Origin of the sequence: Xanthomonas citri pv. citri (genome assembly GCF_000961215.1) — a bacterium.
In the GTDB taxonomy this organism is placed as follows: domain Bacteria; phylum Pseudomonadota; class Gammaproteobacteria; order Xanthomonadales; family Xanthomonadaceae; genus Xanthomonas; species Xanthomonas cissicola.
This window is the reverse complement of sequence record NZ_CP008998.1, coordinates 4,416,593-4,440,612: the sequence shown is the minus strand read 5'-3', so window position 1 is coordinate 4,440,612 and position 24,020 is coordinate 4,416,593. Positions and strand designations below refer to the sequence as shown.

23 protein-coding genes, 1 tRNA gene, 1 other RNA gene and 7 pseudogenes are annotated in these 24,020 nt (G+C 64.2%); 17 read left to right on the top strand and 15 right to left on the bottom strand.

Translation table 11 applies throughout. From position 1 onward, the window contains the following. Positions 1 to 198: 198 nt before the first annotated feature. The 3 genes from AMD14_RS19560 to ribA all read right to left on the bottom strand — a co-directional run bounded on the left by AMD14_RS19560 (position 199) and on the right by ribA (position 3,449). Positions 199 to 1,704 (bottom strand): PH domain-containing protein, encoded by a 1,506-nt coding sequence (locus tag AMD14_RS19560; RefSeq protein ID WP_011052526.1) that lies wholly within the window; start codon positions 1,702 to 1,704, stop codon positions 199 to 201. Further along, positions 1,701 to 2,177 carry a PH domain-containing protein gene (locus AMD14_RS19555; protein ID WP_011052525.1) on the bottom strand — a complete coding sequence of 159 codons (477 nt, stop codon included), beginning with the start codon at positions 2,175 to 2,177 and terminating at the stop codon, positions 1,701 to 1,703. The genes AMD14_RS19560 and AMD14_RS19555 overlap by 4 nt, the downstream gene beginning before the upstream one ends. A gap of 138 nt (positions 2,178 to 2,315) precedes the next feature. Then, positions 2,316 to 3,449, bottom strand: coding sequence for a GTP cyclohydrolase II RibA (ribA, locus tag AMD14_RS19550; RefSeq protein WP_011052524.1), 1,134 nt, complete (start codon positions 3,447 to 3,449; stop codon positions 2,316 to 2,318). 245 nt (positions 3,450 to 3,694) lie between these two features. On the opposite strand from ribA, the gene AMD14_RS19540 reads away from it, so the two are divergent. Further along, entirely contained in the window at positions 3,695 to 4,216 is a 522-nt protein-coding gene (locus AMD14_RS19540; protein WP_003484403.1) for a GNAT family N-acetyltransferase, read from the top strand. A gap of 56 nt (positions 4,217 to 4,272) precedes the next feature. Next, a non-coding RNA gene (locus AMD14_RS24125) (sX9 sRNA) lies at positions 4,273 to 4,349 on the top strand. A 34-nt stretch (positions 4,350 to 4,383) separates the two neighbouring features. Here AMD14_RS24125 and AMD14_RS19535 read toward each other — a convergent pair. Continuing rightward, complete coding sequence (locus AMD14_RS19535) at positions 4,384 to 5,400, bottom strand: lauroyl acyltransferase (protein ID WP_170913560.1); 1,017 nt, start codon at positions 5,398 to 5,400, stop codon at positions 4,384 to 4,386. Between AMD14_RS19535 and dtd the strand changes: the two genes are divergently transcribed. From dtd to AMD14_RS24110, 10 genes and pseudogenes are all read left to right on the top strand, one after another. Further along, on the top strand, positions 5,399 to 5,839 hold the full coding sequence (gene dtd, locus AMD14_RS19530) for a D-aminoacyl-tRNA deacylase (protein ID WP_005927386.1): 441 nt from the start codon (positions 5,399 to 5,401) through the stop codon (positions 5,837 to 5,839). The genes AMD14_RS19535 and dtd overlap by 2 nt on opposite strands. Positions 5,840 to 5,947: 108 nt before the next feature. Beyond that, the gene (gene rpoD, locus AMD14_RS19525; RefSeq protein WP_005921936.1) at positions 5,948 to 7,825 is read left to right on the top strand and encodes an RNA polymerase sigma factor RpoD; all 1,878 of its coding nucleotides are present in this window, start codon (positions 5,948 to 5,950) and stop codon (positions 7,823 to 7,825) included. A 192-nt stretch (positions 7,826 to 8,017) separates the two neighbouring features. Beyond that, complete coding sequence (locus tag AMD14_RS19520) at positions 8,018 to 8,338, top strand: hypothetical protein (RefSeq protein ID WP_011052523.1); 321 nt, start codon at positions 8,018 to 8,020, stop codon at positions 8,336 to 8,338. 495 nt (positions 8,339 to 8,833) lie between these two features. Beyond that, positions 8,834 to 8,909, top strand: a tRNA-Ile gene (locus tag AMD14_RS19515). Between the two features lie 172 nt (positions 8,910 to 9,081). Continuing rightward, positions 9,082 to 9,201, top strand: a pseudogene (locus AMD14_RS25405) (Arm DNA-binding domain-containing protein); the annotation flags it as partial. Between the two features lie 172 nt (positions 9,202 to 9,373). Further along, positions 9,374 to 9,706: an RHS repeat domain-containing protein gene (locus AMD14_RS25595; protein ID WP_075153489.1), complete on the top strand. Its 333-nt coding sequence runs from the start codon at positions 9,374 to 9,376 to the stop codon at positions 9,704 to 9,706. Between the two features lie 386 nt (positions 9,707 to 10,092). Then, positions 10,093 to 10,305, top strand: a complete 213-nt coding sequence (locus tag AMD14_RS19510) for a ParD-like family protein (protein ID WP_005911347.1) — start codon at positions 10,093 to 10,095, stop codon at positions 10,303 to 10,305. Continuing rightward, the gene (gene map / locus AMD14_RS19505) at positions 10,302 to 11,072 is read left to right on the top strand and encodes a type I methionyl aminopeptidase (protein WP_011052519.1); all 771 of its coding nucleotides are present in this window, start codon (positions 10,302 to 10,304) and stop codon (positions 11,070 to 11,072) included. Before AMD14_RS19510 ends, map begins: the two co-directional genes overlap by 4 nt. After that, positions 11,060 to 11,609: pseudogene (locus AMD14_RS25395) on the top strand (chloride channel protein); the annotation flags it as partial. The gene map and the pseudogene AMD14_RS25395, both read left to right, overlap by 13 nt. A gap of 333 nt (positions 11,610 to 11,942) precedes the next feature. Further along, positions 11,943 to 12,104: pseudogene (locus tag AMD14_RS24110) on the top strand (anti-anti-sigma factor); the annotation flags it as partial. On the opposite strand, the gene AMD14_RS19490 reads toward AMD14_RS24110, so the two are convergent. Next, a complete protein-coding gene (locus AMD14_RS19490; RefSeq protein ID WP_005911339.1) occupies positions 12,057 to 12,302 on the bottom strand; it encodes a hypothetical protein in 246 nt (81 codons plus the stop codon). The pseudogene AMD14_RS24110 and the gene AMD14_RS19490 overlap by 48 nt on opposite strands. Before the next feature lie 196 nt (positions 12,303 to 12,498). On the opposite strand from AMD14_RS19490, the gene AMD14_RS19485 reads away from it, so the two are divergent. The 3 genes and pseudogenes from AMD14_RS19485 (at position 12,499) to AMD14_RS19475 (ending at position 13,581) form a co-directional block, all read left to right on the top strand. Then, the gene (locus AMD14_RS19485) at positions 12,499 to 12,678 is read left to right on the top strand and encodes a hypothetical protein (RefSeq protein WP_003489303.1); all 180 of its coding nucleotides are present in this window, start codon (positions 12,499 to 12,501) and stop codon (positions 12,676 to 12,678) included. 283 nt (positions 12,679 to 12,961) lie between these two features. Beyond that, positions 12,962 to 13,192, top strand: coding sequence for a DUF1653 domain-containing protein (locus tag AMD14_RS19480; RefSeq protein WP_003489302.1), 231 nt, complete (start codon positions 12,962 to 12,964; stop codon positions 13,190 to 13,192). 54 nt (positions 13,193 to 13,246) lie between these two features. Next, positions 13,247 to 13,581 (top strand): annotated as a pseudogene (locus tag AMD14_RS19475) (hypothetical protein). Positions 13,582 to 13,685: 104 nt separating this feature from the next. Here the strand turns inward: AMD14_RS19475 and AMD14_RS19470 are convergent. Together AMD14_RS19470 and AMD14_RS19465 are read right to left on the bottom strand one after the other, a co-directional pair. Continuing rightward, positions 13,686 to 13,970, bottom strand: a complete 285-nt coding sequence (locus AMD14_RS19470) for a YciI family protein (RefSeq protein WP_011052512.1) — start codon at positions 13,968 to 13,970, stop codon at positions 13,686 to 13,688. A gap of 3 nt (positions 13,971 to 13,973) precedes the next feature. Beyond that, positions 13,974 to 14,624 carry an FMN-dependent NADH-azoreductase gene (locus AMD14_RS19465; RefSeq protein WP_015463659.1) on the bottom strand — a complete coding sequence of 217 codons (651 nt, stop codon included), beginning with the start codon at positions 14,622 to 14,624 and terminating at the stop codon, positions 13,974 to 13,976. Here AMD14_RS19465 and AMD14_RS25515 point away from each other — a divergent pair. Both AMD14_RS25515 and AMD14_RS25510 read left to right on the top strand, forming a co-directional pair. Then, positions 14,517 to 15,257 (top strand): annotated as a pseudogene (locus AMD14_RS25515) (LysR family transcriptional regulator); the annotation flags it as partial. The gene AMD14_RS19465 and the pseudogene AMD14_RS25515 sit on opposite strands and share 108 nt — an antisense overlap. 104 nt (positions 15,258 to 15,361) lie before the next feature. Beyond that, positions 15,362 to 15,685, top strand: coding sequence for a LysR substrate-binding domain-containing protein (locus tag AMD14_RS25510; protein WP_250636746.1), 324 nt, complete (start codon positions 15,362 to 15,364; stop codon positions 15,683 to 15,685). 39 nt (positions 15,686 to 15,724) lie between these two features. On the opposite strand, the gene AMD14_RS19455 is transcribed toward AMD14_RS25510, so the two are convergent. The 8 genes and pseudogenes from AMD14_RS19455 to AMD14_RS19415 form a co-directional block, all read right to left on the bottom strand. Then, positions 15,725 to 16,510, bottom strand: coding sequence for an alpha/beta fold hydrolase (locus tag AMD14_RS19455; RefSeq protein ID WP_011052508.1), 786 nt, complete (start codon positions 16,508 to 16,510; stop codon positions 15,725 to 15,727). A 289-nt stretch (positions 16,511 to 16,799) separates the two neighbouring features. Continuing rightward, positions 16,800 to 17,537, bottom strand: coding sequence for a DNA/RNA non-specific endonuclease (locus tag AMD14_RS19450; RefSeq protein ID WP_015463657.1), 738 nt, complete (start codon positions 17,535 to 17,537; stop codon positions 16,800 to 16,802). A 585-nt stretch (positions 17,538 to 18,122) separates the two neighbouring features. Next, positions 18,123 to 20,255, bottom strand: coding sequence for a methyl-accepting chemotaxis protein (locus AMD14_RS19445; protein WP_011052506.1), 2,133 nt, complete (start codon positions 20,253 to 20,255; stop codon positions 18,123 to 18,125). Next, complete coding sequence (locus AMD14_RS19440; protein WP_011052505.1) at positions 20,252 to 20,680, bottom strand: type 2 periplasmic-binding domain-containing protein; 429 nt, start codon at positions 20,678 to 20,680, stop codon at positions 20,252 to 20,254. Before AMD14_RS19440 ends, AMD14_RS19445 begins: the two co-directional genes overlap by 4 nt. An 11-nt stretch (positions 20,681 to 20,691) precedes the next feature. Further along, positions 20,692 to 20,940: pseudogene (locus AMD14_RS19435) on the bottom strand (hypothetical protein); the annotation flags it as partial. A 40-nt stretch (positions 20,941 to 20,980) separates the two neighbouring features. Further along, a protein-coding gene (locus AMD14_RS19430; RefSeq protein WP_087943923.1) for an IS3-like element ISXac2 family transposase occupies positions 20,981 to 22,068 on the bottom strand; the annotation gives its coding sequence in 2 pieces (ribosomal slippage) (positions 20,981 to 21,816 and positions 21,816 to 22,068; 1,089 coding nt in all). Positions 22,069 to 22,124: 56 nt separating this feature from the next. Then, positions 22,125 to 23,060: pseudogene (locus AMD14_RS19420) on the bottom strand (hypothetical protein); the annotation flags it as partial. A 509-nt stretch (positions 23,061 to 23,569) separates the two neighbouring features. Then, positions 23,570 to 23,968, bottom strand: coding sequence for a Rid family hydrolase (locus AMD14_RS19415; RefSeq protein ID WP_003489283.1), 399 nt, complete (start codon positions 23,966 to 23,968; stop codon positions 23,570 to 23,572). Positions 23,969 to 24,020: the final 52 nt, after the last annotated feature.

Sequence of the window (24,020 nt, the reverse complement as noted above, 5' to 3'; positions counted from 1 at the left end):
CCCGCGCGGTCCGACGGCTCGCGACGTCTGGTGCCGCGCCGAGCTGCATCAGCCGTGACCACGTCGGTGAGCATTGCAAGGTACCGCCCAAGCTGATCGCCGTCAATGATCGGATCACGAAACCGAGTGGCCCACTCGACCAGCACAACCGCAGATCACCAAAGACGGATCAGCACCATGACTGATCGCCGGCGGTGATCACCAGCGCAGTTTGCGCCGTGCCAACGCGGCACCGAGTTGCGCCTGCAGCGCCTGCGCCTGCGCAAACGGCACAAACCGCAGCCGCAATGCCGGGCCGGTGGCGCTGGCGCCGGCCGTATCCAGCCATAGCGTGGCGGTGCCGGAGAGCCGATCCAGCGGCGAGCGTTGCAGTTGCAGCGCCTGCAGCTTGTCCAGCTCGGCCAGCCGCCACCAGCGCTTCCACCAGCCGCCGCGTACGGCAACGTAACGCGCATCCACCGCGTAGGCCATGCGCTGCACCTGGCGCTGCGCCTTGAACGCGCTCCACGGCAGCCATACCAGCAACCACAAGGCCTTGCTGCCGAACTGCCACGCCAGGCCCGCCGTCAGCGGCAGCAGCATCAGCGCGGCGGGCAGACTCAATCGCCACCAGCAATGCGTGGCGATCGTCTGCCACTGCGTCGGCGGCCAGGCGATGCCGGGCAGCAGGCGTTGCAGCAAGGCGTCGCATTGTTGCGGGTCGGCAATGGGCGCGAGTTCTTTCAATGCGCCGCCGTGGGTGTCGCCAGTGCCGGCCACTGCGGTGTCCACCCGCAACTGGCGACGACCGAACAGGCGATGCAGCAGGCCCTCGTACAACGTCCACGACTGGATCCGCCGCAACGCCACGCTGCTGCGGATCCGCGTCAGCAGCCCGCGCTCCACGGTGAGGCGGCGCTCGGATTCGCTCAGATGGAAGCCGTGGTATTGGGTCACCGCCAGGGCGACCGACAGCGCGCGCATGGCCATCAACAGGGCAAGCGTGGCGAGGGTCACCAGCGTTGCCATGACCGCGACGCCGGGATGGATCTGGCTGACGTAGCGATAGGCCAGCTCGCCGTTATGCTCGACGAAGTTGGACACCGTGCGGCGCGGAATCATCTGGTAGATCACGCCAAAGCCGGCCGCCACCACCACCATGCCGCGATTGGAGATCAGGCCCAGCCGGATGACCTCAGCCATCGGCAGGCGCAGCAAGCTGCCGCTGTCTTCTTCGACTTGCGGCGCCGGCATGCCTGCGTCGCTTGCACGGCGCCGTATCAGATCTTCCAGCGCCAGCGCCTGATCCAGCCGCAGCACACGCATTTCCGCTTCCGGCTTGTGCCCACCGGCCGATTCCAGCCGCACCTCGGCCACGCCGGCCAGACGGTGCAGCAGCGATTGATGCACCACCACGTTATGGATGCGCGCAAACGGAATATCGCGCCGGCTGCGTTCCAGCAGGCCACTGCGAATGGCCACGCTATCGCTGCCGATGCGGTAGCGGTAGGTGAAGTAGCGCAGCACCGAAATCGCCACCAGCACCGCAATCACCACGCCGGTGGCGATCTGGTCGGCAACATCGCGATTGCCGTCGCGGCTGCCGAACAGGATCAGTGCGGCCAGCGGAATCAGGAACTGACGGATCTGCTGCAGCAACACGAACACCCACGACAATGGATGCAGGCGCTGCTCGTCGTTGCCGGGATGTGCAACGGCACTCATAGCGCGTCGTCGTCGTGATCGAGCTGGCGGGCCAGGCGGTCGCGCAGGCGCTCGGCATCGTCCTGATCCAGCCCCGACAGCGCCACCGCGTTGAGCCGGCTGCCGGCGGTGTGTACCACCAGCGTGGTCAGGCCGGTCGCGCGTTCGATCGGCCCGCGGCGCAGGTCCACATGCTGCACGCGCGAAATCGGAACGCGCGTATCGCTTTGCCACAGATGACCGCGCTGTAGCGCCAGGCCATGCTGATCGAGTTGCCATTGCGTCAGCCGGTGCCGTTTGACCGCCAACCAGGCGCCCAGCAGGGCGATGACCGCGGTCACGCCCAGCACCGCCGGCCAGTAACGCCAGGCGTGCAGCCAGACAACCGTGACACTGGCTGTGATCAGGCCCGCACATCCGCCGCCGAGCGTGCCATTGATCGCCGCCACATACGCACCGCGACGCGGCAGCGACTGCCACTGGCTGTGCGTCACGGCTGGGGCTTCTGCCGGAGCGGGCTGGACCAAGACGTCGGGGTGCGGCGGTGGAGCGTCGTGCACGAGGCGGGCCTGCAGAAGCGATGCGCAAGCATAGCCGGCTGCCCAGTGCAGGCGCACCCGGCGCCGGGCGCGTTATTGCGCGGCCAGGATCAACGCATCCACATCCAGCGCGTGGCCGGCGCGTGCGGCCTTGGTGCGCAGGTACTGCTCGTTTTCGGCGGTGATGTCGCCGGTGATCGCGATGCGGTCTTCGACCACGATGCCGGCCGCGCGCAGGCGCTCGGCCTTGGCCGGGTTGTTGGTCAACAACCGGATCCGGCCGATGCCCAGCCCGCGCAACATCGCCACCGCACTGCCGTAGCGGCGCTCGTCCGGACCAAAGCCCAATTGCGCATCGGCGTCGATGGTGTCCAGGCCCGCATGCTGATAGCCGTAGGCGCGCATCTTGGCGGCGATGCCGGTGCCGCGACCTTCCTGGTCCAGATACAGCAGGACGCCGCCACCGAGCTCCTTCAACTTGGCCAGGCCGTGCCGCAGCTGGTCGCCGCAATCGCATTTGAGCGAGCCGAACAGGTCGCCGGTGAGGCACGACGAATGCACGCGCACCGGGACGGCAGTGCCCAGGTCCGGCTGGCCGACCACGATCGCCACCTGATCGCGCTGCGCCACACCGCCGCGAAACACCACGAACTCACTCATGCCCAGGCCGCGCAGCGGCACCGGGGTGCGGGTCACCAGCTCGTAGCCGGCAGCCGCGGAGGTGGCACAGCCGCGCAGCAAATCGTCCAGCGCCAGCGACTGGCAGCCGGCGAACGCGGCATGGTCGTGCACATCGCGCAGCTCCACCGCCAGCAACGCCGGCAGCAGCAGGCCAAGCCGCGCGATCTCCACGCCGCCGGCATCCAGCGCATCGCCGGCCGTCCACTGCGCAGGCACCGGGGTGTCGCGCAGGTAGGCCAACGCGGCGAGCTGGTCGTAGCTGTGATCGATCAAGCCCACGCGCGCACCCTGCGGCGCGCTCAGCCCCAGCACCTGGGCGCGAGTGGGCGTCACAAAGAGATAGTGGCGGCCCCGTGCGGCACGGGCGAACGCCGCATACGACTGTGCCGTGCTGCTATCCAGCGCCAGCACCGCACGCGCCTGCCCATTCGCCGCCGTCAGCAAGACCGGGCGCCCGGCACGCAGTTCGGAAGCGGCGCGCTCACAGCGAATCGCCGCCGGATCGCCGAAGGCCTGTGTGCTGGGGGAGGGGAGGGGGCTGCTCATGCACGACTCCAGATGGGGATTGCCACGGCCGCTTCAAGGCGGACGCCGCCGCGGTCATTGCGTGATCGTCTCTGCCCATTGTCGCGCGCCTGGCGACAGGCAGTCGCCACAACCGGGTAGAACGCTGCATCCAGCCGCTGCCGATTGAGTGGGCAGGCCCGCGCCGCTTGGTTGCCCCGCTGCCCGCGTTGTTCAGGGTCCGGCAATGCTTTCTAATCGGGCGACCTCCATGTTCGTTGGGCCCCATGCACATTGTCGATTGCAGCCAAGCGCGCCATGCCAGCGCCATTCTGGACATCTTCAACGAAGCCATCGCCAATTCCACTGCGCTGTACGACTACCGTCCCCGGCCACCGGAAAGCATGGTCGGCTGGTTCGCCACCAAGCAGACGGGCGGCTTTCCGGTGATCGGCGTGGAGCACGACGACGGCACCCTGATGGGCTTTGCCAGCTACGGCACGTTTCGCGCCTGGCCCGCCTTCAAGTACAGCGTCGAGCATTCGATCTACGTGCATCGCGACCATCGTGGCAAAGGGCTGGGGCGCCTGCTGCTGCAGGCCCTGATCGCAGCGGCGCAAGCGCGTGGCGTGCACGTGCTGGTGGGCGGCATCGATGCCAGCAACCAGGCCAGCATCGCCTTGCACGAACAGTTCGGTTTCACCCATGCCGGCACCGTGCGCGAGGCCGGGTTCAAGTTCGGGCGCTGGCTGGACCTGGCGTTCTATCAACGCATCCTGGACACACCTGCCGATCCGCACGACGACTGAGCGGTTACCAAAGCTACGCACTCGCCAGGCGGGCGCGGCCGATGCCCGGAATCGGCATGTACCACTCTTACACTGCGGTTCTGAGCGCGACGTCCGCACCCACCTTACGACTGCCCGCTACGTGTTGGTAGATGCGCTGAGCAATCAAGTGAGATGTGGCGCTGCATTCAATGCGGATGCCGCTCGGTCGCATACGGATTGGCCTCGCCGCTGCCCGGCGGGCGCAGGGTGTAGCGCTTGTAGGTCCACTGATATTGCGCCGGGTCGCGCCGGGCGATCTGCTCGATGCCGGCGTTGAGCGCGCTGGCCGCACGCACCGGGTCCGCATCGGCCACCGCGGGGTCGGCCGGTTGCACGTGCAGCGCGAACTGCAGATCGTCGCCGGCGCGCTCGCACCAGCCGTACAGCACGATCGCCCCGGTCCGCTCGGCCAGCCGGTTGACCAAGGTCATGGTCAAGGCCGGAATGCCGAAGAACGGCGCGAACACGCCGTCGCCGGCCTTGGGCTGCTGGTCGGGCAGGATGCCGACCGCGCCGCCGTCCTTGAGCACCTTGAACAACTGCCGCACCGCCGGGCCTTCGGCGCGTACCTGGCGCACGTTGTCGCCGCCGCGTGCCAGCTGCAGGAAGCCGTCCACCGCCTCGGACTCCGGCGGGCGGTAGACAATCGCGATCGGCCCGCGCTCGGACAGCCACTGGTTGAGCAGTTCCCAGTTGCCGAAATGCGGCGCCGCCACGATGACCCCGCGCCCGGAGGCGAGCGCAGCGTCGTAGAGTTCCTGGCCGTTGCGCTGCAGGCGTGCCAGGTTCTCCGCCGGCGGGCGGGTCCAGGTGCGCAGCACTTCCAGCGTCTGCCGCGCGGTCGAGCGCAGGATCTGCGCATGCAAGCGCGCGCGCTGCTCGGCGCTCAGTTCCGGATACGCCAGCTCCAGATTGCGGCGCGCCACGCGTGATTCGCGTGCATTGAGCTTGCGCCAGCTCCAGGCCAGCGTGTCGGCCACGCGCTTGAGCAACGGCCACGGCAAGCGGCCCACGGTGGCGGCGGTTGCGTACAACAGGCGAGCGCGAACATCAGGTGTCATCCGCGCAATTCTAAACAGCGCAGACCGCGAAGGCCCGCGCGTGACAGTGCCGGCGGCGCTGGGCATGCTGCGCGGCACAGTTTGCTGCCCGAGAATGCCCATGCTTGCACTGATCCAGCGCGTCACCCGCGCCAGCGTCACGGTCGATGACCAGATCGTCGGGCAGATCGGTCCCGGGCTGCTGGCGCTGATCGGCGTGGAGCCAGGCGACAGCGATGCGCAGATCCGGCGCCTGGCCGAGCGGCTGCTGAGCTACCGGGTGTTCGGCGACGACGCTGGCAAGATGAACCGCTCACTCGCCGACACTGGCGGCGGCCTGCTGCTAGTCAGCCAGTTCACCCTGGCTGCGGACACCAGTTCCGGTAACCGCCCAGGCTTCAGCACCGCCGCGCCGCCACTGGAGGCTGAACCGGCGTTCAATCGATTGGCGGCGATCTGTCGCGAAAAACATCGCGGCGGGGTGGAAACCGGGCGTTTCGGTGCCCATATGGTTGTCGACCTGGTCAACGATGGCCCGGTGACCTTCCTTCTCAGACCCTAGATACAACACGTCCACCAGCGGTCCCGTCTTGAATCCGGCAGACCGGGCTTCACGCTGGTATAATGCTAGGTTCTCTTTCCAATCTCAAAGCCGGTGGCGCGAGCACTCATGGCCAACGAACGTCCTGCCCAGCAATCCGACATCAAGCTACTGATCAGCAAGGGCCTGGAACAGGGCTATCTGACCTACGCCGAAGTCAATGACCATCTGCCCGACGACCTCGTCGACCCGGAGCAGATCGAAGACATCATCAGCATGATCAACGGCATGGGCATCGATGTCCATGAAGTTGCACCCGATGCCGAAACCCTGTTGCTCAACGATGGCAACACCGGCAACCGCGAGGTTGACGACACCGCAGCCGAAGAAGCTGCCGCCGCGCTGACCGCGCTCGACACCGAAGGTGGCCGCACCACCGACCCGGTGCGCATGTACATGCGCGAAATGGGCACGGTCGAGCTGCTGACCCGCGAAGGCGAAATCGCCATCGCCAAGCGCATCGAAGAAGGCCTGAGCCAGGTCCAGGCCGCGTTGGGCGTGTTCCCGCTCTCGACCGAAATGCTGCTGGCCGACTACGAAGCGCACAAGGAGGGCAAGAAGCGTCTGGCCGAGATCGTGGTCGGCTTCAACGACCTGATCGAAGAGGCCGATGCGGCCGCTGCTGCGCTCGCCGCGGCCGGTCCGGTCGCCGTGTCCGACGATGAAGCAGTCGACGAAGACGACGACGAAGACGGCGATGACGAGGCCGCCGAAGAAGAGGCCGGCCCGACCGGTCCGGACCCGGTGGAAGTGGCCACGCGCATGGAGAACCTGGCTAACGAATACGCCAAGTTCAAGAAGGTCTATGCCAAGAACGGCGCCGAGCACAAGCTGGTGGTCAAGGCGCGCGAAGACATGGCCGCCATCTTCACCACGCTCAAGCTGCCGCTGCCGCTGACCGACGCGCTGGTCACCCAGCTGCGTGGCGTGGTCAATGGCATCAAGGACCACGAGCGCAAGGTGCTGCACCTGGCCACCACCGTGGCCCGCATGCCGCGCAAGGATTTCATCCGCTCCTGGGAAGGCAACCAGACCAACCTGGAATGGGTGGAGGACGCACTCAAGCGCAAGCAGAAGTGGTCCTCGGCGCTGCGCGACGTCAAGGATCAGATCATCTCCGAGCAGCAGGGCTCGATCGAGATGGAAAAGGCCAATTACCTGACCCTGGGCGAGATCAAGGAAATCAGCCGTGCGATGGCCTATGGCGAAGCCAAGGCGCGCAAGGCTAAGAAGGAAATGGTCGAAGCCAACCTGCGTCTGGTGATCTCCATCGCCAAGAAGTACACCAACCGCGGCCTGCAGTTCCTGGATCTGATCCAGGAAGGCAACATCGGCCTGATGAAGGCCGTGGACAAGTTCGAATACCGTCGCGGTTACAAGTTCTCGACGTATGCCACGTGGTGGATCCGTCAGGCCATCACCCGTTCGATCGCCGATCAGGCGCGCACCATCCGTATCCCGGTGCACATGATCGAAACGATCAACAAGTTGAACCGCATTTCCCGCCAGATGCTCCAGCAGTTCGGTCGCGAGGCCACGCCGGAGGAACTGGCCAAGGAAATGGACATGCCCGAGGACAAGATCCGCAAGGTGATGAAAATCGCCAAGGAGCCGATCTCGATGGAAACCCCGATCGGCGACGACGAGGATTCGCATCTGGGCGACTTCATCGAGGACACCAATGTGGAGTCCCCGATCGACAACACCACCAACATCAATCTCTCCGAGACGGTGCGTGACGTGTTGGCCGGCCTCACCCCGCGCGAGGCGAAGGTACTGCGCATGCGCTTCGGTATCGACATGAACACCGATCACACGCTGGAAGAGGTCGGTAAGCAGTTCGACGTCACCCGTGAGCGGATTCGTCAGATAGAGGCCAAGGCATTGCGCAAGCTGCGTCACCCGAGCCGTTCGGAACAGCTGCGCTCGTTCCTGGATATCGACTGAGTCCTCGGTCGCGACCGTGCAGTGATCACACAGCAGCCCCGCTCATGCGGGGCTGTTGCGTTATGGCTCAGGCAGTTGGCTATGCTTGGTACCTGGGCTGCGATCGGTCGCATGCCAGGCGCGGGTCAGCGGTGCAGCCCCGATGTTTCACGCACCGCCGACGAAGCTACACGGCCATGCAACATTAAACAGATGTTTCTGCAAACCTCACGTGGCGTTCTGACAGCGACTTTTAAGTTGGCCGACGAATGGAGACGAGATTGCTTTATGAGCAGGCAAAGCCGCTTTGAAACCACCACGTACCGCGAACACGAGATCCGCGTACGCGCCGAGCAGGCTTCCCCTGATGCCAAGTGGACGCTCTGGGTGGATGTGTATGCGCTCGGCGGCAAGCGCAAGCCGCGTATCGGCTGCAACGGGCTGGCCTATGCGACGTACCAGGAGGCCATTGCGCACGGGTTTCGTGCAGGTCGGCAGTTGATCGATGGGCAGTTTGAGACGGCTGATGCCTGAGGGCGAGGATTGGGGATTGGCGGACTGGGGATTCGGGATTGGTAGGGTTTGCTGGTTGCTTCGAGATATTGCGTTTCCCAACGCCACCCCGCGCGTTATCGCGATCATCGTGCCCGCCGCCGCGTCGTTGTGTTGATTGCCATGCTTGTGCCGACGGCTCGCCACCGGCCACGCACACATGCGCTGCGACGGGCTGCTAACCAACCAGCTTCGGCATCACCAAGCTTCACACCGTGCTGGAATCTGCTTGGTTGCACCGCACCGGTCCGTCGAAGGCGTCTGTAAGGCGGCGGGACTTAACCCTGAAATCTGATGCGCAAAGCCCAGCCGGCGCTGGGCTTTTTCGTTGTGGACAGCCGATACGTGATCTCGCGGCTATGAGCGCTGGATCGCTTCCGGCAGAGGGCACACGGCAGACACGGTGACGTACAGACAGGTAAACTTTCGCGTCCGCTGCACGGCCCGACATGCTCGCCATCTCGCCGACAGACACGCGGGCCTATAGCTCAACGGTTAGAGCAGAGGACTCATAATCCTTTGGTTCCAGGTTCGAATCCTGGTGGGCCCACCATTTTAAGATCCAGTAGCGTCCTAAGAAGGCCGAAGACCCGCATGAAACAAGGGGTTTCGGCCTTTTTTGTGTCTGATTGCGTCCTATGGGGTCTGCTTAAATCCCAAGTTTGATGACGGTAAATTTGGCGGTAAGCTACCGCCCCCCCCCCCCAAAGTCAGTTACCGCCAAAGTGCCTTTGACCGATACAGCCATTCGTAAGGCAAAGCCCGTCGCCACAGTGCAGAAGCTTCGCGACGGCGGCGGCCTGTATCTGCTACTGCGCCCTGACGGTGCAAAGTGGTGGCGTTGGGCCACCATAAGCATCCATGCGGCAATCGGGTGTTGTGCGCATCTTGATGATGATCAGTTGCTGGAAGTGAACCTGCTCCCTTCGGTGACGACCAACGCGTACCGATGCGACAGGTTGGGTCGAGTCATGGATCTACGCTCTCTCCGATCGGGTCAAGACCCACATCGATCGCATGAAAAAGGTGGTCAGCTTCGTTTACGACGAGTTAGGGCGTGCAACGACAACGACCTATCAAGATGGCAACACCATCACCGCAACCTACGATGCAGGAAATCGCCTGCGCAAGTTGGTCGATACTGCAGCGGCAGGTGCGTTGAGTTGGGACTACGACGATTATGACGCAGTCATTGCTGCGTCCACCCCTCAAGGCAATGTCACTTATGTGTACGCCCTTGTAGGGCGTCGCAAGGGAATGTTGGCGGCGGCCAGCCAAGGGTCGAATACACCTACGACACCGCTGATCTCCCGCGACGGATCGCCCAGGGCACGGAAACGTGCTGTTTGACTACGATGATGTCGATCGTCTGAGTCTGACGACGCTACCCAACGGGGTCGCAGTTGGTCATACCTGTGACAATGCCGACCAGCTGACCGGACTGGCTTGGCAAAAGGCAGGCCAAGCTTCTACTGGCAATATCGGCTATTGCTACAACTCGCTTGGCCAGATTGTCGGCCAGACCGGCGGTTTCAGTAGTCAGGCGCTACCGGCAGCCAGCACAGGTGCAAGTGGCTTCGATGATGCCAACCGGCAGTTGAGCTACAACAGCCAAGCCCTGACCTACGAGGACAAGGTACAGGCATTGCCCTCGACGGCGCGCGCCGCGCCGAAGCGATTGCGCGCAAATATACGTTTCATATACGATACGTATATCGAATCAAATAGGAGCCACCATGGGCATCGTCAATATCGACGACGACCTGCACGACCAACTGCGCCGTGCGTGCACGGTGAGTAGCCGCTCGATCAATGCGCAGGCCAATTTCTGGATCAAGGTCGGCATGCTGTGCGAAATGCATCCTGATACGACGTTTCAGCAGATCGTGGCCGAACAGTTGCGCGCGGCGGGCGTGCGGCCGCAAGCCTTGAAACCGGGCCGGGTGTGATCAAGTCGCCCGACGAGATCGCGCTGATGGCGGTGTCTGGTCAGCTCCTAGCGCAGGTATTCAATGCGCTGGATCGCTTGCCGCTGGAAGGTCGCAGCACGCTGGAACTCAACGAGTTTGTCGAGCGCATGATTGTCGATGAGCTCGACGCACGGCCTGCGAGCAAGGGGCAGTACGGTTTCGAGTTCGTACTCAACGCATCCATCGACGATGTGGTGTGCCATGGCGTGCCATCGGCCGATGACGTGTTGCGGAGCGGGCAGATCGTCAACGTGGACATTACGCTGGAAAAGAATGGCTATATCGCCGATTCCAGTACTACGTACCTGGTGGGCGAGGTCGCTTACCCAGCGCGTCGGCTGGTGCAGGCCACGTATCAGGCGATGTGGAAAGGGATTGCCGCGGTGCGCCCGGGCGCACGCTTGGGCGATATCGGTCATGCCATTGCGCGGCACGCGCATGCGCACGGCTACAGCGTGGTCAAGGAATACTGTGGGCACGGCATCGGCCGTGAGATGCATGAAGACCCGCAGATTCTGCACTACGGCCACGCGGGCACCGGGTTGGCATTGCAGGAAGGCATGGTGTTCACCATCGAGCCGATGATTAACCAGGGCCGTGCGGCGATCCGCTCGCAACCGGATCAGTGGCCGGTGCATACGCGCGATGGCAAATTGTCGGCGCAGTTCGAGCATACCGTGGCGGTGACGCGTACTGGCGTGCGTGTGTTGACCTTGCGGCCCGGCGAAGTGCCTCCAGTGCGGTAATGGTGGCGGTGTTGGTGGCCAATACCGTCGTGCGGCAGGTGTTGGGTTATTCGTTCTCCACCTGGCGGCTGCATCTGCGCGGCGAACACATCCGCAGTGCGCACGATGTGGGCTGGGTGCGCAATCTGTCGGCTGGCAAGATGATGCCAAGGATGCCAACCACACCGCGCGCGACATCAGCGTGACTGAATTTCGCCGGCGGTTCCCGTTGGGTTCCACGCAACGCATGGTGCGGGACGATGCAGACGGACACCATGCCGGCGTGGTGCCGCTGGCCGTGCTGCATGCCGACAACGTGCAGCTGGACGCACCGCTCGCGACTACGCCAAGCACCGCGATGCGGCGCTGCTGGCCAACACCGACATCGTGGCGATCATGAAGGTCTTCGATACGCCCCAGGCAGATGAGTTGGCCGTGATCGACAGCGACGGCAAGGTGCTGAGTGTGCTGTGGGAGGGATTGGTACGCAAGCGCTACGCCGAAGAGCTGAAAAAACGCGGGCGCGAACTGATGGGCGAACGTGCGGTCAGCGACGACTTAGCCGCCCGCTGTCAGCAATGGCTGCGCACACGCGTGCGCATCGTTGATCGTTGTCTGATGTTCGATGCGGATACACAAGCGCGCCCTCGGGTTGTTCGGGCTGGCCTGAGCGCATCAGTATCGCCACTCGTCAAGAACGATCTCCTTGAACACATGACGCCACCCTGACCTGACGCCTCACGCGCTCGCAGGTGCTGCGAAGGTCCAGGTGTTTGACGTGCATGTAATGCGCCGTGTGGTTGCCGGCGCACGGAGGAGTTCAATGTCCAGAAGTTTCCCGTTGCGCCAGCAATGGCTCGGCAACGTGCGTGGCGACGTGCTCGCCGGCATTGGGACATCAGTGCAGTGGCGGCGCTGGATCGGGTGGTGTTCAAACTGCGCGCGCGCGGCGCCGAGGTCGAGGTGGCTGGCGTGAATCAGGCCAGCGACACGCTGATCGACACCCTAGGAACCCATCGGCGCGATGGCGCGCGGCTGCAGCTCGGTCACTGAGCTGTGTTGTTCGCGCCCAGCCAGCGCGGCCGTCGGCGGGGCCGATTGGCGTGCATGCGCGTCCAGCAACGCGGACAGGCGACGATGGCAATCGCGAAAGGCCAGTGCGGAGGCCGGCATGTCGCAGGCGTCGAAGGTGCGTGCCTCGGCCTTCCAGGAGGCGAGCAGGTCTTCCAGATCGCTGATCAAGCTCGGCAGGGTGTTTCCTCGGTAGGCGTCTTGCTGTCTACGGGGAGAGGCGATGGGCAGATGCAAACCGGCGCGGCGTCATCCGGCCCCAAGCCCGAATGGTTCAGATACTGCGATGGCTGCCGCTTTTTTGCGTGCGGCACACGTGCGCATCACACCGCCGGGAGGAGGGTGGGCAGGCGGTCTTCTGCCGCGGGAGCTGACCATGAGCAACAACCAGAACGCCAACCGGGGTATCGACGGCCCGACGCCACCCAACGGCGTCAAGGCACCGGGCAAGAACGAAGACCTGCTGCAGGACGGGCCTGCGCAGGACAGCGAAATCGACGACGACGACAGCATCGAGGACGAGCTGGATGACGACGAGGACGAAGAAGACGCCTGAGCTTGGTTCTACGGTAGGCACGCGATTGCTGCGCGACCTGATGGCCCAGGACAGGCATCCGATGCTGTCGACGGCACGAGGTGCCACGGCCGCCGCTGGATTGGCCGCCGGTCCGCGTCTTTCAAGGCCGGCGGCCAGCGACACGGCGGACCCGGCCGGCCGACAATGCGATGCCTGTGGACGTCAGCCGTTACCGCCGGCGGCCAGCTTCAACGCAAGACGGCTCGCCACACCTTGCCTGCGGTCCTAAACTCCGGGGCCTTTCGATCGCGTTGCTACCGCCATGGACACTCTGCCGCCGTTACCTTCCATCGCACTGGGCGATTACCGTCATTTCAAAGGCGGCCGCTATGAGGTGCTCGGAGTGGTGCGCAGCAGCGAAACCCTGGAGCCGCTGGTGCTGTATCGGCCACTGGAGAGCGATATCGGGTTATGGGTGCGCCCGTATGCGATGTTCGTCGCGCAGGTCGAGGTGGACGGTGTTGCCCGCGCTCGCTTCGAACGCGTGGAGTGAGCGCCGCGCGCACCGCCGCGATGCGGCAACCTTGCGCCTGGCCTTGAGCGTGCGATGACTGCCGCGACCACGCCCCTCACGACGCCCGACGGCCGTTACCTCATCGTGCGAGCGCGCCTGTGGCGCACCAGCAACCGCACCTGAGCGAAGAGGTGCGTGCCGCGTTGGTCAGCGCACTCATGGATGCGCGACGCGCGGTCAAGGCCGCCAAGCGCGACGACGACGCACAGCGCCTGCTGGCCGCGCGCCGCGCGGTCGATGCAGCCAAGGTCGCCTTGGGTGAGCGCGGCACGGTGTGGTGGACCGATGGTGCCAAGGATTTCAACCGGCATCTGGTCAAGAACACCCCGTACGCCGCGTGGTTTGCGGCAAGTGGCGCCGCGCCCTAGCCTGCACGCGTCGACATGCCTGCAGGTCGCGTTTGACAACGACGCCTGTGTCGCTACGACGCAGGCCCTGGGCGTGGGGTCGCATCCCATCGGCATCGTCTTATTCAACCATGCAAAAATCCTTTGGCACGCAGCGCGGGCTCGAAACGGCGTACGCCGACATCCACCAACTGATGCAGCACGAACGGGTCTTGCGCCACGACCCGATCCAGTGCCGAGGCATCGGTGCTGTTTGCTAGCACGATGCCGCCAAGACCATCGGCCAATGGGCCGGCCGCGAGGAACAGCCCAGTGTCGATATGCTTCCGCAGCCATTGCTTGTGGGCGTCCAGATGTGCGGCCAATGCCGGCGGGGCGACCCGATAGGTGAGGGTGATGAGATGCAACATGGCTCAGGTCTCCACGCGTGTGTGCACGACACCGCGCGCGACACTGCGCACGACATCGGCGATGGATGCCTGCGCACTGATCAATGCTGCCGCAGCCGGCCCTGGACCGCGCGACTGATTTTCCGCGCGCACAAAGTACACGTCGCGCACGCCTAGAAAGCCGAATGTGGCGGTCAGGTACGCCTCCTGAAAATCCAGTGAAGCCATCGGCCCTTGCGCGTACATGCCCCCACGCGATGACGCCACGATCAGCTGCTTGCCGCCGGCCAGGCCTTCGGGCCCGTTCGCGGTATAGCGAAACGTGCGGCCGGGCTGGGCGATGCGATCGATCCAGGCCTTGAGTTGGGTCGGCACCGAAAAGTTGTACATCGGTGCGCCGATCACCACGATGTCGCTGGCGAGGAATTCGTCCACCAGCTGCTCGGACAACGCATGTTCGGCCACCGACGCCGCGTCGCTGTCGGGTTGCGGCAGTGGGCGGAAGCCGGCAGCAATCGCGCCGGAAAGGTGCGCGATGGGAGCCGCGGCAAGGTCCCGATAGGTGGCATGGAGATCGTCAATCGCCGCGTGCAGGTCCTGCACCACCTGGGCGGTGAGCCGACGGGAGACCGACGTGTCGGTCAGGATGCTGGAATCGAGATGGAGCAAGCGCATGGTGGGCTCGTGTGCTGTGGTCGGTGGCGGCACTGTACGGAGTGGTCCCGTGCGCAGGTAGGTCGCTGGCGGATGACAAGCTGTCCTGCCTGGCAGGACAATGACGGCCTCCTTGCGTGGGGTTTGATTCAGATGGAAGACCTCAACGACTTTGCGCTGCTGGCGGCGGTGGTCGACCACGGCAGCTTCTCGGCGGCCGGTCGCGCGTTGGGGTTTCCCCGCTCCAAGGTCAGCCGGCGGGTGGCAGATCTGGAGCAACGCCTGGGCGTGCGGCTGTTGCAGCGTTCAACCCGTGCGGTCAGCCTCACCGAAGTCGGTGCCGAGTTCTATACGCACTGCAAATCCATCACCCGCTCGGCGCAATGGGCGCTGGATGTGGCCGAGCGCGCCACGCAGCATCCCTCCGGCCGGATCTGGGTGAGCTGCCCGACCGGTGTGGCGCATCTGTTTCTGGCCGAGCTCTTGCCGCGCTTTTTGTTGACGCATCCGGACGTGCAGGTGGATCTGGAGCTGACCAGTCGCCGGGTGGAACCGATTGCCGAAAGCATCGACGTGGCGATACGGGTGCGTTCGAGCCTGGACGATTCGGGCTTGATCCTGCGTTCGTTCGGCGTCAGCCGGCAGGTCTTGGTGGCAAGCCCAGGCTTCGTGCACGCGCATGGGCCGTTCGTCTCTGCCGCGGCATTGCACGAGGTACTGGGAATGGGCCCGCGTGGCGTCAATGGCGAGCCGCCCCGGTGGCGGCTCACCAGCCCGCAAGGCACCAGCGAACTGGTGGACTACCGTGTTCGCGCTTGTTCACCGAGGACGTCGAACTGCTGCACCACGCTGCGTTGGCCGGCATGGGCGTGGCGCAGTTGCCGCTGGCCCTGTGCAGGGGCAGCATCGCCCGTGGCGAACTGGTGGTGCTGTTGGGCGACCACACGTTGCCGGCGCATCAACTACACGCCGTGTATCCCTCGCGTCGCGGACTGGCGCCGGGCGTGCGCGCCTTGATCGAGTTCCTGGTCGACGTCCTGCCTGCGGTGCTGGAGAGCGCCGAACACGGCGTGTCGGGCTAGCGCATGCAGGGCCCGCCGCGACACGCTGGGTCCGTGCGCTCACTGCGATGGAGTACCGATGGAGCGCGCGGCACGTGCAATGAACTCGGCCACCTTGGCGGGCTGCGCTACCAGCGAAAGATGGCTGGATGCGATGCTGATGCTGGTGGCGCCGATCTGTTTGGCGATGGCGCGCTGCACATCCGGACGCAACGCATTGTCGTTGTCGGTGATCAGGTACCACGTCGGTTTGCGATGCCACGCAGCCTGCGTGACCGTATCGTCGAATGCGGCGGCGGTCATCGGTTGCTGGACGGCGGCAAACTGCCTGACCTTGGCCAGCGGCACATCGGCGGCCATCACATGCTGGTAGGCCTCCGCATCGTCGAGCCAGACCAGGCCATGCGCATCCGGCTGCAGACCTTCCATCGGCGCTTTCAGGCGTGCCAGCAGCGTGCCGACCGACTCGCCGGTATCGGGTACCAGGGCCGACAGATAGACGATGCCTTTGACGTTATCGGCGTTGCCCGACTCGGTCACCACCGCGCCGCCCCAGGAGTGCCCGACCAGCAGTACGTCGCCGCGTTGTCGCTCCAGCACGCGACGGGTCGCAGCGACGTCGTCCGCCAGCGAAGTGAGCGGATTCTGTACCGCGGTGACGCGATAGCCCTGGTGCTGCAACGCGCCGATCACGCCCGACCAGCTGGAGCCATCGGCAAATGCGCCATGCACCAGCACGATGGTGGGCAAGCCCTGCACAGGTGCGGCAGTTGCCGGGCTGGCCGCGAAGATCGACAGGGCACTCAGCAAGGCGAGGCCGGCGTTGGCAGATAAGGACGATGGCATGAGCGTGATCGCAAGAGTGGTAGCGAGAGTGCGATCAAGCATATGTCGGCTATTGGTCATCAAAACAGCGCAGACCTCGCCGACAAATGTGGCAGTGCTGACACATCTGACATATGTCCGGTGCCCGCGCCCGCCATCCATTCCACCGGCATGCCGGCTCCGCGATGGGCGCGTCGAGGTGCGCGTAGGCTGTCACACGCGGCATGACGCCATGCACGCATCCCTCGCCACGCCGTGACCCAACCCGGCACAGGCCGGGCTGGGCGTCATGCCGTGGATGCAGGGCGGCTCAGCCCAGGTCGCAATTGCTCGGCTGCGGCCAGGTGGTGGACGGCAGCATGGCTTTGACAGCCGCCGGTGCGCTGATGCCGATGGTGCTGGCGCCGTAGAGGTCTTCGAGTTCGTCGATGCTGACGATATAGCTGTCCAGCGAGCCTAGGTTGGCACTATTGGGAATCAGCCAGCTGATGGCGCGCGAGCCGCCGCTCGGGTTGGCGGTGATGACGGTCTTCCAGAAGAAATCCGGCGTGCGGATGCCGTGGCTGCTGAGGAAGTAATCGTTGCTGGTGTCGCTGTAGATCACTCCGCCGTACACCTGCACGCTGGCGATGTCCCGATAGCACTCGGCCACGTTCTCTGCCTGCACCCAGATGCCCTGATTGAAGGTGGCCACCTGCGGCACGATGTTGCTCATGAGGTTGGCGCGGCGGATGTAGGTCGCGTTGTAGTCCATGTGGTTGGACGTCACCAGATGTCCGCGGTCATAGCCGGAACGCACGCTGGCATACGAGGCCGTGGAGGTCTGCCCGGCACAGCCGCTGGGCAATTCGGTATCCAGATTGAAGCTGGACGGGCGTGCAGCCGAGCCTGTGTCGGCCTGCAGCACGTATTCGTAACGCAGTGCGGTGCGGTTGGTGCAGTCGTAGGTCAGCGTATAGCCGCCCTTGTTGAGGGTCACCACTTGGGCCTGTGCAGCGGCACTGAAGGTGGTGAGAAGCAGAACGACGAAAAAGGTCTTCAAGCGCATGGGAGTCAATCTCCTTGAAATCATCGGACGCACGAAACCGCCGTCGCGATGCATCAGCACATCGACGTTGGACAACGCGCGCTAAGGGGAGAACAGAGGGCCCGCTGCGTGGCGAGCGCTACAGCTATCGCATGCAAATGTTGCTTGTTGGTGACGTATGCCCAAGGAATGTGCACTGGCAACGGATTTTTGCCAAAAGGTGTGATGGGCTGCTCGATATTTTGCGCATATGGCGCATCTGAAATAAGCGCAAGCTTATGGCTAACGCCTGCAGCTGCCGCCCGTTGCGTGTTTCGAAGGCGGCGCTGGTGAGCGACAGGTGCTGCGATCGATGCCAGGCGGCCGGACTCCGCTGACTACTTCGCTGCTTCAGCGCCGAATCCCCGAACGTCCACCATGCTGCAGCGGCAATCGATGCGGCGAAGGTAGGCCACTGCGCGTACAGCGTGACCCAGCTCTTTTCACCAATGCGGCGCGCGACGCTTCACGTTCGCCTCGGTGCAAATAAAAAAACCCCCTTCTGCATTCCATGCAGAAGGGGGTCTTCAGCTTGCAGCATGTCGACCCGCCTGGCGGATCGACGCATCAGGCGACGTGTTTTTCCAGGTGCTGGGCGGTCGCAGGCTCCAGTTGAAACAGCGACACCAGCTGGGTGAGGGTGCTGGATTGCTTTTCCATCGCGCGCGCGGCGGCCATCGCTTCTTCCACCAGGGCGGCGTTTTGCTGGGTGGTTTCGTCCATCTGGATCACGGTCTGGTTGACCTGCTCGATGCCGCTCGACTGTTCGATGGAGGCAGCGGTGATCTGCCCCATGATGTCGGTGACACGGTTCACGCTGGCCACGATCTCGGTCATGGTGGTGCCGGCCTTGTGCACCAACGCCGAGCCTTCGGCCACCTTGCCTACCGAGGCGTCGATCAAATCCTTGATCTCCTTCGCCGCGCCGGAGGAGCGCTGTGCCAGCGAGCGCACTTCGCTTGCCACCACGGCAAACCCGCGGCCTTGTTCGCCGGCACGCGCGGCTTCCACCGCGGCATTGAGCGCCAGGATATTGGTCTGGAAGGCGATGCCGTCGATGACGCTGATGATCTCGGCAATCTTCTTCGAAGAGGTTTCGATACCCGACATGGTACCGACCACCTGGCTGACCACTTCGCCTCCCTTCGACGCCACGCCGGCGGCGCTACGTGCCAGTTCGTTGGCCTGGCGTGCGTGCTCGGCGTTTTGCTTGACCGTGGCGGTGAGCTCTTCCATCGATGCAGCGGTTTCTTCCAGGTTGGCGGCCTGTTGTTCGGTGCGCCGCGACAGATCCTGATTACCGGCCGCAATCTCGCCGGCGGCAGTATCGATTTCCGACGAAGAATGTTGAATGCGCCCGACGATATCGGTCAGACGTTCCACCGTGGTGTTGGCATCGTCGCGCATGCGGGCGAACACGCCGGCGAAGTTGCCGTGCATGCGTGCGGTCAGGTCGCCGCTGGCGATGGCCTGCAACACCTGCGACAACGCACCCAGGCTCTGGTCCGAGGTACTCATCAGCTGGTTGAGGTCCACCACGATCTGGCGGAAGTCGTGCTCGAACGCGGTTTCGTCGCCACGCGCGGTGAAGTCGCCTGCCGCTGCGGCCGAGGCCAGGCGCTTGATCTCGCCGTTGATCGACAACAGGCTGGCGCGCACGTCGTTGAGCGATTGGCTGATCACCGCCTTCTCGCCCGGCAACGGCTCCAGCTGCTGCGACAAATCGCCGGCAGCATAGCGCTCGGTCAATGCGACGATTTGCATGGTCACTGCGATATGCCCGGCCACCAATGCGTTGCTGGCGCGCACCATGCTGCCGAATTCGCCTGGGAACTCCTGTTCGGCGATACGGTGGCTGACCACGCCGGCTTCGTGTTTTTCGCCCATTTCGGTCTGCGCCTGGATCACGCGGCGCAGCTGACGCTGCATGCTGTCCATTGCCTGCAACAGCTGTCCGACCTCATCGTTGCGGTCGATCGAGATGGCGTTGTCCAGCTTGCCCGACGACACCGCATGCGCGATGCCCACGGCACGGTTGAGCGGTTGGGTGATGGCGCGCGCCACGAGCCAGCCGAATCCAATGCATACCACCGCACCGACCAGGCCCAGGATCAGGCCGGTGATGCTGGCGGTGACCGAGCTGTCCACCGCTTCCTGCACGGTGCCGCGGAAGCGTGCATCGGCGCGCTTCTGCATGGCGGTGAGATTGGTGCGGTACGTCTCCAGCGCCGGTGCCATGGCGCTCATCTGCGCGGCATCGGGTTCGCGTTGCTCCACGAATGCCGCCGCCACGCCCTGCGCCAGGCTGTAGTACCGATCGAACTGCTTGCCCAGACGGGCCAGTTCCTGCGCATTGGCCGGATCGGATTTTTGCAGTTTCACGTAAGAGCCGTGGATCTCGTCGGCCACCGGCTTGGTGGCCGCCAGCATGTCGGCATCGCCTGCTGCCGCCGCGCCATTGAGCCCGTTGATGAGCTTGTCCAGCGCGGCCACATTGCGCGTCATCGCGTCGAGCATCGGGAAATGCACGTCGCGCACCGCTTCCAGGCGATCGTTGTTGCGATGGAACACCAGCGTGCTGAAAGCCACATAGCCCGACAGGCAAACGATTGCCACCGCTGCCGGCATCAGGATTTTCCAGAACAACGGTAGCGACAGGATGCGTTTCATGACATGGCTCTCGAGCAGGTGGGCGATCACGGCTTCAGGACGACCTTGACGCTGGGGTCGACGGCGCTGGCACTGATATAGCCGATGGCGCCCGGCGTGGATGCCACCGCCTTCTTGACCGCGTCGTCGCCGCTGACCCGCTTGGGACGCTGCGCCTTGCCGGTGAACATCAGCTGCGACCAATACGATTTCAGCTGCGCCGCATCGCGCTGGGCGACTTTCTTGTAGAACTCATCGCGGGTGGCGACGCCTTCTTCCTGGTCGATCGGCACCGCGGCGCCGCCGCCGGGCAGGCTGTTGGACTTGGCCAGAAAGATCTGCGACACCTGCGCAGCGCTCAGGCTGTCCGGGCCGCCCTTGGCCGACATCACCACAACGACATCGGCACTGGCCGAGAACGCAACCATCGACAACACGGCAAGCACGCAGCCTGCGGAACACGTGGAAAATTTCATTGAGGGCTCTCTTAGAACACGAAGTCGACGGAAGCTGACAGCAGGTTGTAGCTGCCGCCCGGGCGGAAGCCCGGCTGGATGTTGTTCAACGAACCGAACGACCCCGCGTTGTTGTCGATATGGCTGGCCTGCAGCTTGAACGCCATGCTCTCGCGCGCATCCCAACGCAGCGAGGCAGTGAAGCTATGCCGTCCGCTTTCGGCCTGTGCCAGTGCACGCGTCATCACGCCCACCGGGTCCTGGCCGGGTGCGATGGTCGGGCGGTAATCCCCCCACTTCTAGCGGTCGCCAGAAGTGGAGCTAAGCGGCCATCGCCAACTTCATGGCAGGCGTGATGCCGCCGAGCGCCATATTCGGGCGCTCGTGGTTGTACGTCCATAGCCAGCGGGTGGCTTTGTCCTGCACCTGGTCGATGGTGTCGAACAGGGTGCGGGCGAGCCAGGCGTAGCGGATGGTGCGGTTGTAGCGTTCAACGTAGGCGTTCTGCTGTGGCTTGCCCGGCTGGATGTGCTCGACCCGGATGCCAAGCCGCTGTGCCCAGGACAGCAACGCGCCACTGATGTATTCAGGGCCGTTGTCGCAGCGGATCACGGCGGGCTTGCCGCGCCACTCGATGATCTGCTCCAGCGATCGGATCACCCGGGCTGACGGCAGCGACAGATCCACCTCGATCCCCAGCCCCTCGCGATTGAAGTCGTCGAGCACATTGAACAGCCGGAAGCTGCGGCCGTCGGCCAACTGGTCGTGCATGAAGTCCATCGACCAGACCTGGTTGATGGCCTCCGGCACCGCCAGAGGCTCGGGCCGCTCACGCACCAGCCGCTTCTTCGGCTTGATCCGCAGGTTCAACTCCAGCTCGCGGTAGATCCGGTAGACCCGCTTGTGATTCCAGCCAAAGCCCTTCACGTTGCGCAGGTACAGGTAGCACAGGCCAAAGCCCCAGTCGCGATGGGCGCTCGTCAGGCGGACCAGCCAGTCGGCGATCCGGGCGTTCTGCTCGCTGGCCTTGGCCTGGTAGCGGAAGCAGGTCTGGCTCACCGCGAAGGTCTGGCAGGCGTGGCGGATGTTCGTGCGCCCGCTCGTGACTGCCGATTGGGCCATCTCGCGTCGCTGAGATGGCCTCACCATTTTTTTGCGAGCGCTTCCTTCAGCAGGTCGGTACTGAGCTGCGCCTCGGCGTACATCTTCTTGAGCCGGCGGTTCTCCTCCTCCAACTCCTTCATGCGTGCGACCATGGACACGTCCATGCCGCCGAACTTGCTACGCCACTTGTAGAACGTGGCCGAGCTGATGCCGTGCTCGCGGCACAGCTCCGGCACGGGCGCACCGGCCTGGGCCTGCTTGAGCACGGCGATGATCTGGCTGTCGGTAAAGCGGGACTTCTTCATGGAACCTCCTCGGGAAAGGGTACGAGAAAATTCCACTTCTGGCGTCTGCTAATGGGCGGGGGGATTACCGGGCCCTTGCGATCGACGCTGCCGTAGGTGATCGATGGGGTCAGCGTGCCGAAGCGACCGCCCACGCTGACGTAGCCGGAGGTGGTCTTGCCGTTGAGCGAGGGCGAGTAATCGGCCTGGATCACTTCGCTGCGCAGGAACCACTTCCCCGGGTCGTAGGCATAGCCCACGCTGGCGAAGCTGCCGTCCACGCCGTAGGTGGTCAGGCGATCGGCCAGTGCCGGGTTGATGCGCTGGTAGACCGAAAACAGGCGCTGCAGCGACGGTGTATCGAAATCGGTGGTGCCCACGATATAAGCTGCGCGAAAGGTCGACGCACCCGATTCCAGGCCCAGTGCCAGGCCACGCATGGCGTACACATCGGCTTTCTTGGAGTTGATGCGACCGTAGAAGCCCTGCACGCTGACCACGCTTTCGCCGGCGTTGATGGTGTACACGCCTTCCACGCCGTCCATCGGCAGCAGGTAGTTGTAGACCTCGTATGGCGGGCGCACCCATGGGGTGGCATAGCCCACGCGCTGGTACTCGGAGAGCATGTACAGCGGCGCAGTGATGCGGCCCAGGCGGGCGGCGAATTGCGGGCCGAACTGGTACTTCACGTGTGCCAGGGTCACCTTGGGCGCGTAGTCGGCGCGTTCGGCGTATTCGCTGGTCACCTGCAGCACGCCGGTGAACTTGTCGGTGAAGTTGGCATTGACCTGACCGGCGATGCGCGAATCCGGGCGGGCCGAGGTGGAGTGACTGGCGCCGGCGCCTTCTTCGGTCTGGATGTCGGGCGTGAAGTCGGCTTGGTCTTCGGTGGAATGCACTATGCCCAGCGTGCCGAAGCCGCTGAAAGTAAACATCGAGTCTTCCTGCGCAAAGGCGCAGGTCGAGAAGGCCAGGGCGATGGCGCCGCTGAGAAGCTTGACGGTCAATTTCATTGAAATCTCGGCTGAGAGTGGTGGACGCAGCGTCATCGGGGACGCGTGGGCAAAACGGTGAGCGCTGGTATGCCCAGACCCCTGGTAACGGCCGCCTGTTGCGTCGCTTTAGCGAGATTTTTACAACCTGAACGGCGGACATTAAGGAACTAACGCGCCGCTAATTCCCGCGATAGATGGGCACTATGGTGCTGAGTCAAGGGAGCCTGGACGTCGGTGGTCGATGACGCGACGCGGACATTTCCGTCCGACGTCACCGCCAGGCAAAGAGTTGACGTAAGTCACGGATTGCTAAGAGTGCGTTTCGCGCCCCAGCGCAGGTATGCGGCGCATGCCGGCCGAGTGGCGGTAGCACGTGAACACCAACGCCACGCGCTGGCAAGCCAGGCGTGGCCTATCGAACACGATGCATCGCACTGGGCGCGCTAGTCACTTTTCGCTAGGCAGCAGGCCTGCCTCAAACCCCGGGTTGGACAGCGCACGCGATGCGGTGCATCCAACAGAAGCGGTCAGGCCTTCGCCGGCAGCTTGACCACCACCTTGATCTCGAACTGGAAGCCGGCCAGCCAGGTCACACCGACCGCGGTGACGGTGGGGTACGGGGCCGGGCCCCAGTAGCCGACCCACTTGTCCCACATCGCCTCGAACACCACCTCGGGGTTGACCATGAACAAGGTGACGTCGACCACATCCTGCGAGGTGCAGCCGGCCGCGGCAAGGACAGCATCCAGGTTGACGAAGGCGCGGGCAATTTCCGCGTCCAGCTCGGGTTCGGGCGAGCCGTCTTCGCGGCTGCCGACCTGGCCGGCGACAAACAGCAGGCCGTCGGCGCGTACCGCCGGCGAGTAATGGTGGCGCTCGTACAGGGCGTGGCGCCCCTGCGGGAAAACGACGTCGCGTGTGGCCATGGGACTCTCCATCGAAGTGCATAGAATGGAGGCCCACGGTAGGCGCGTGTAC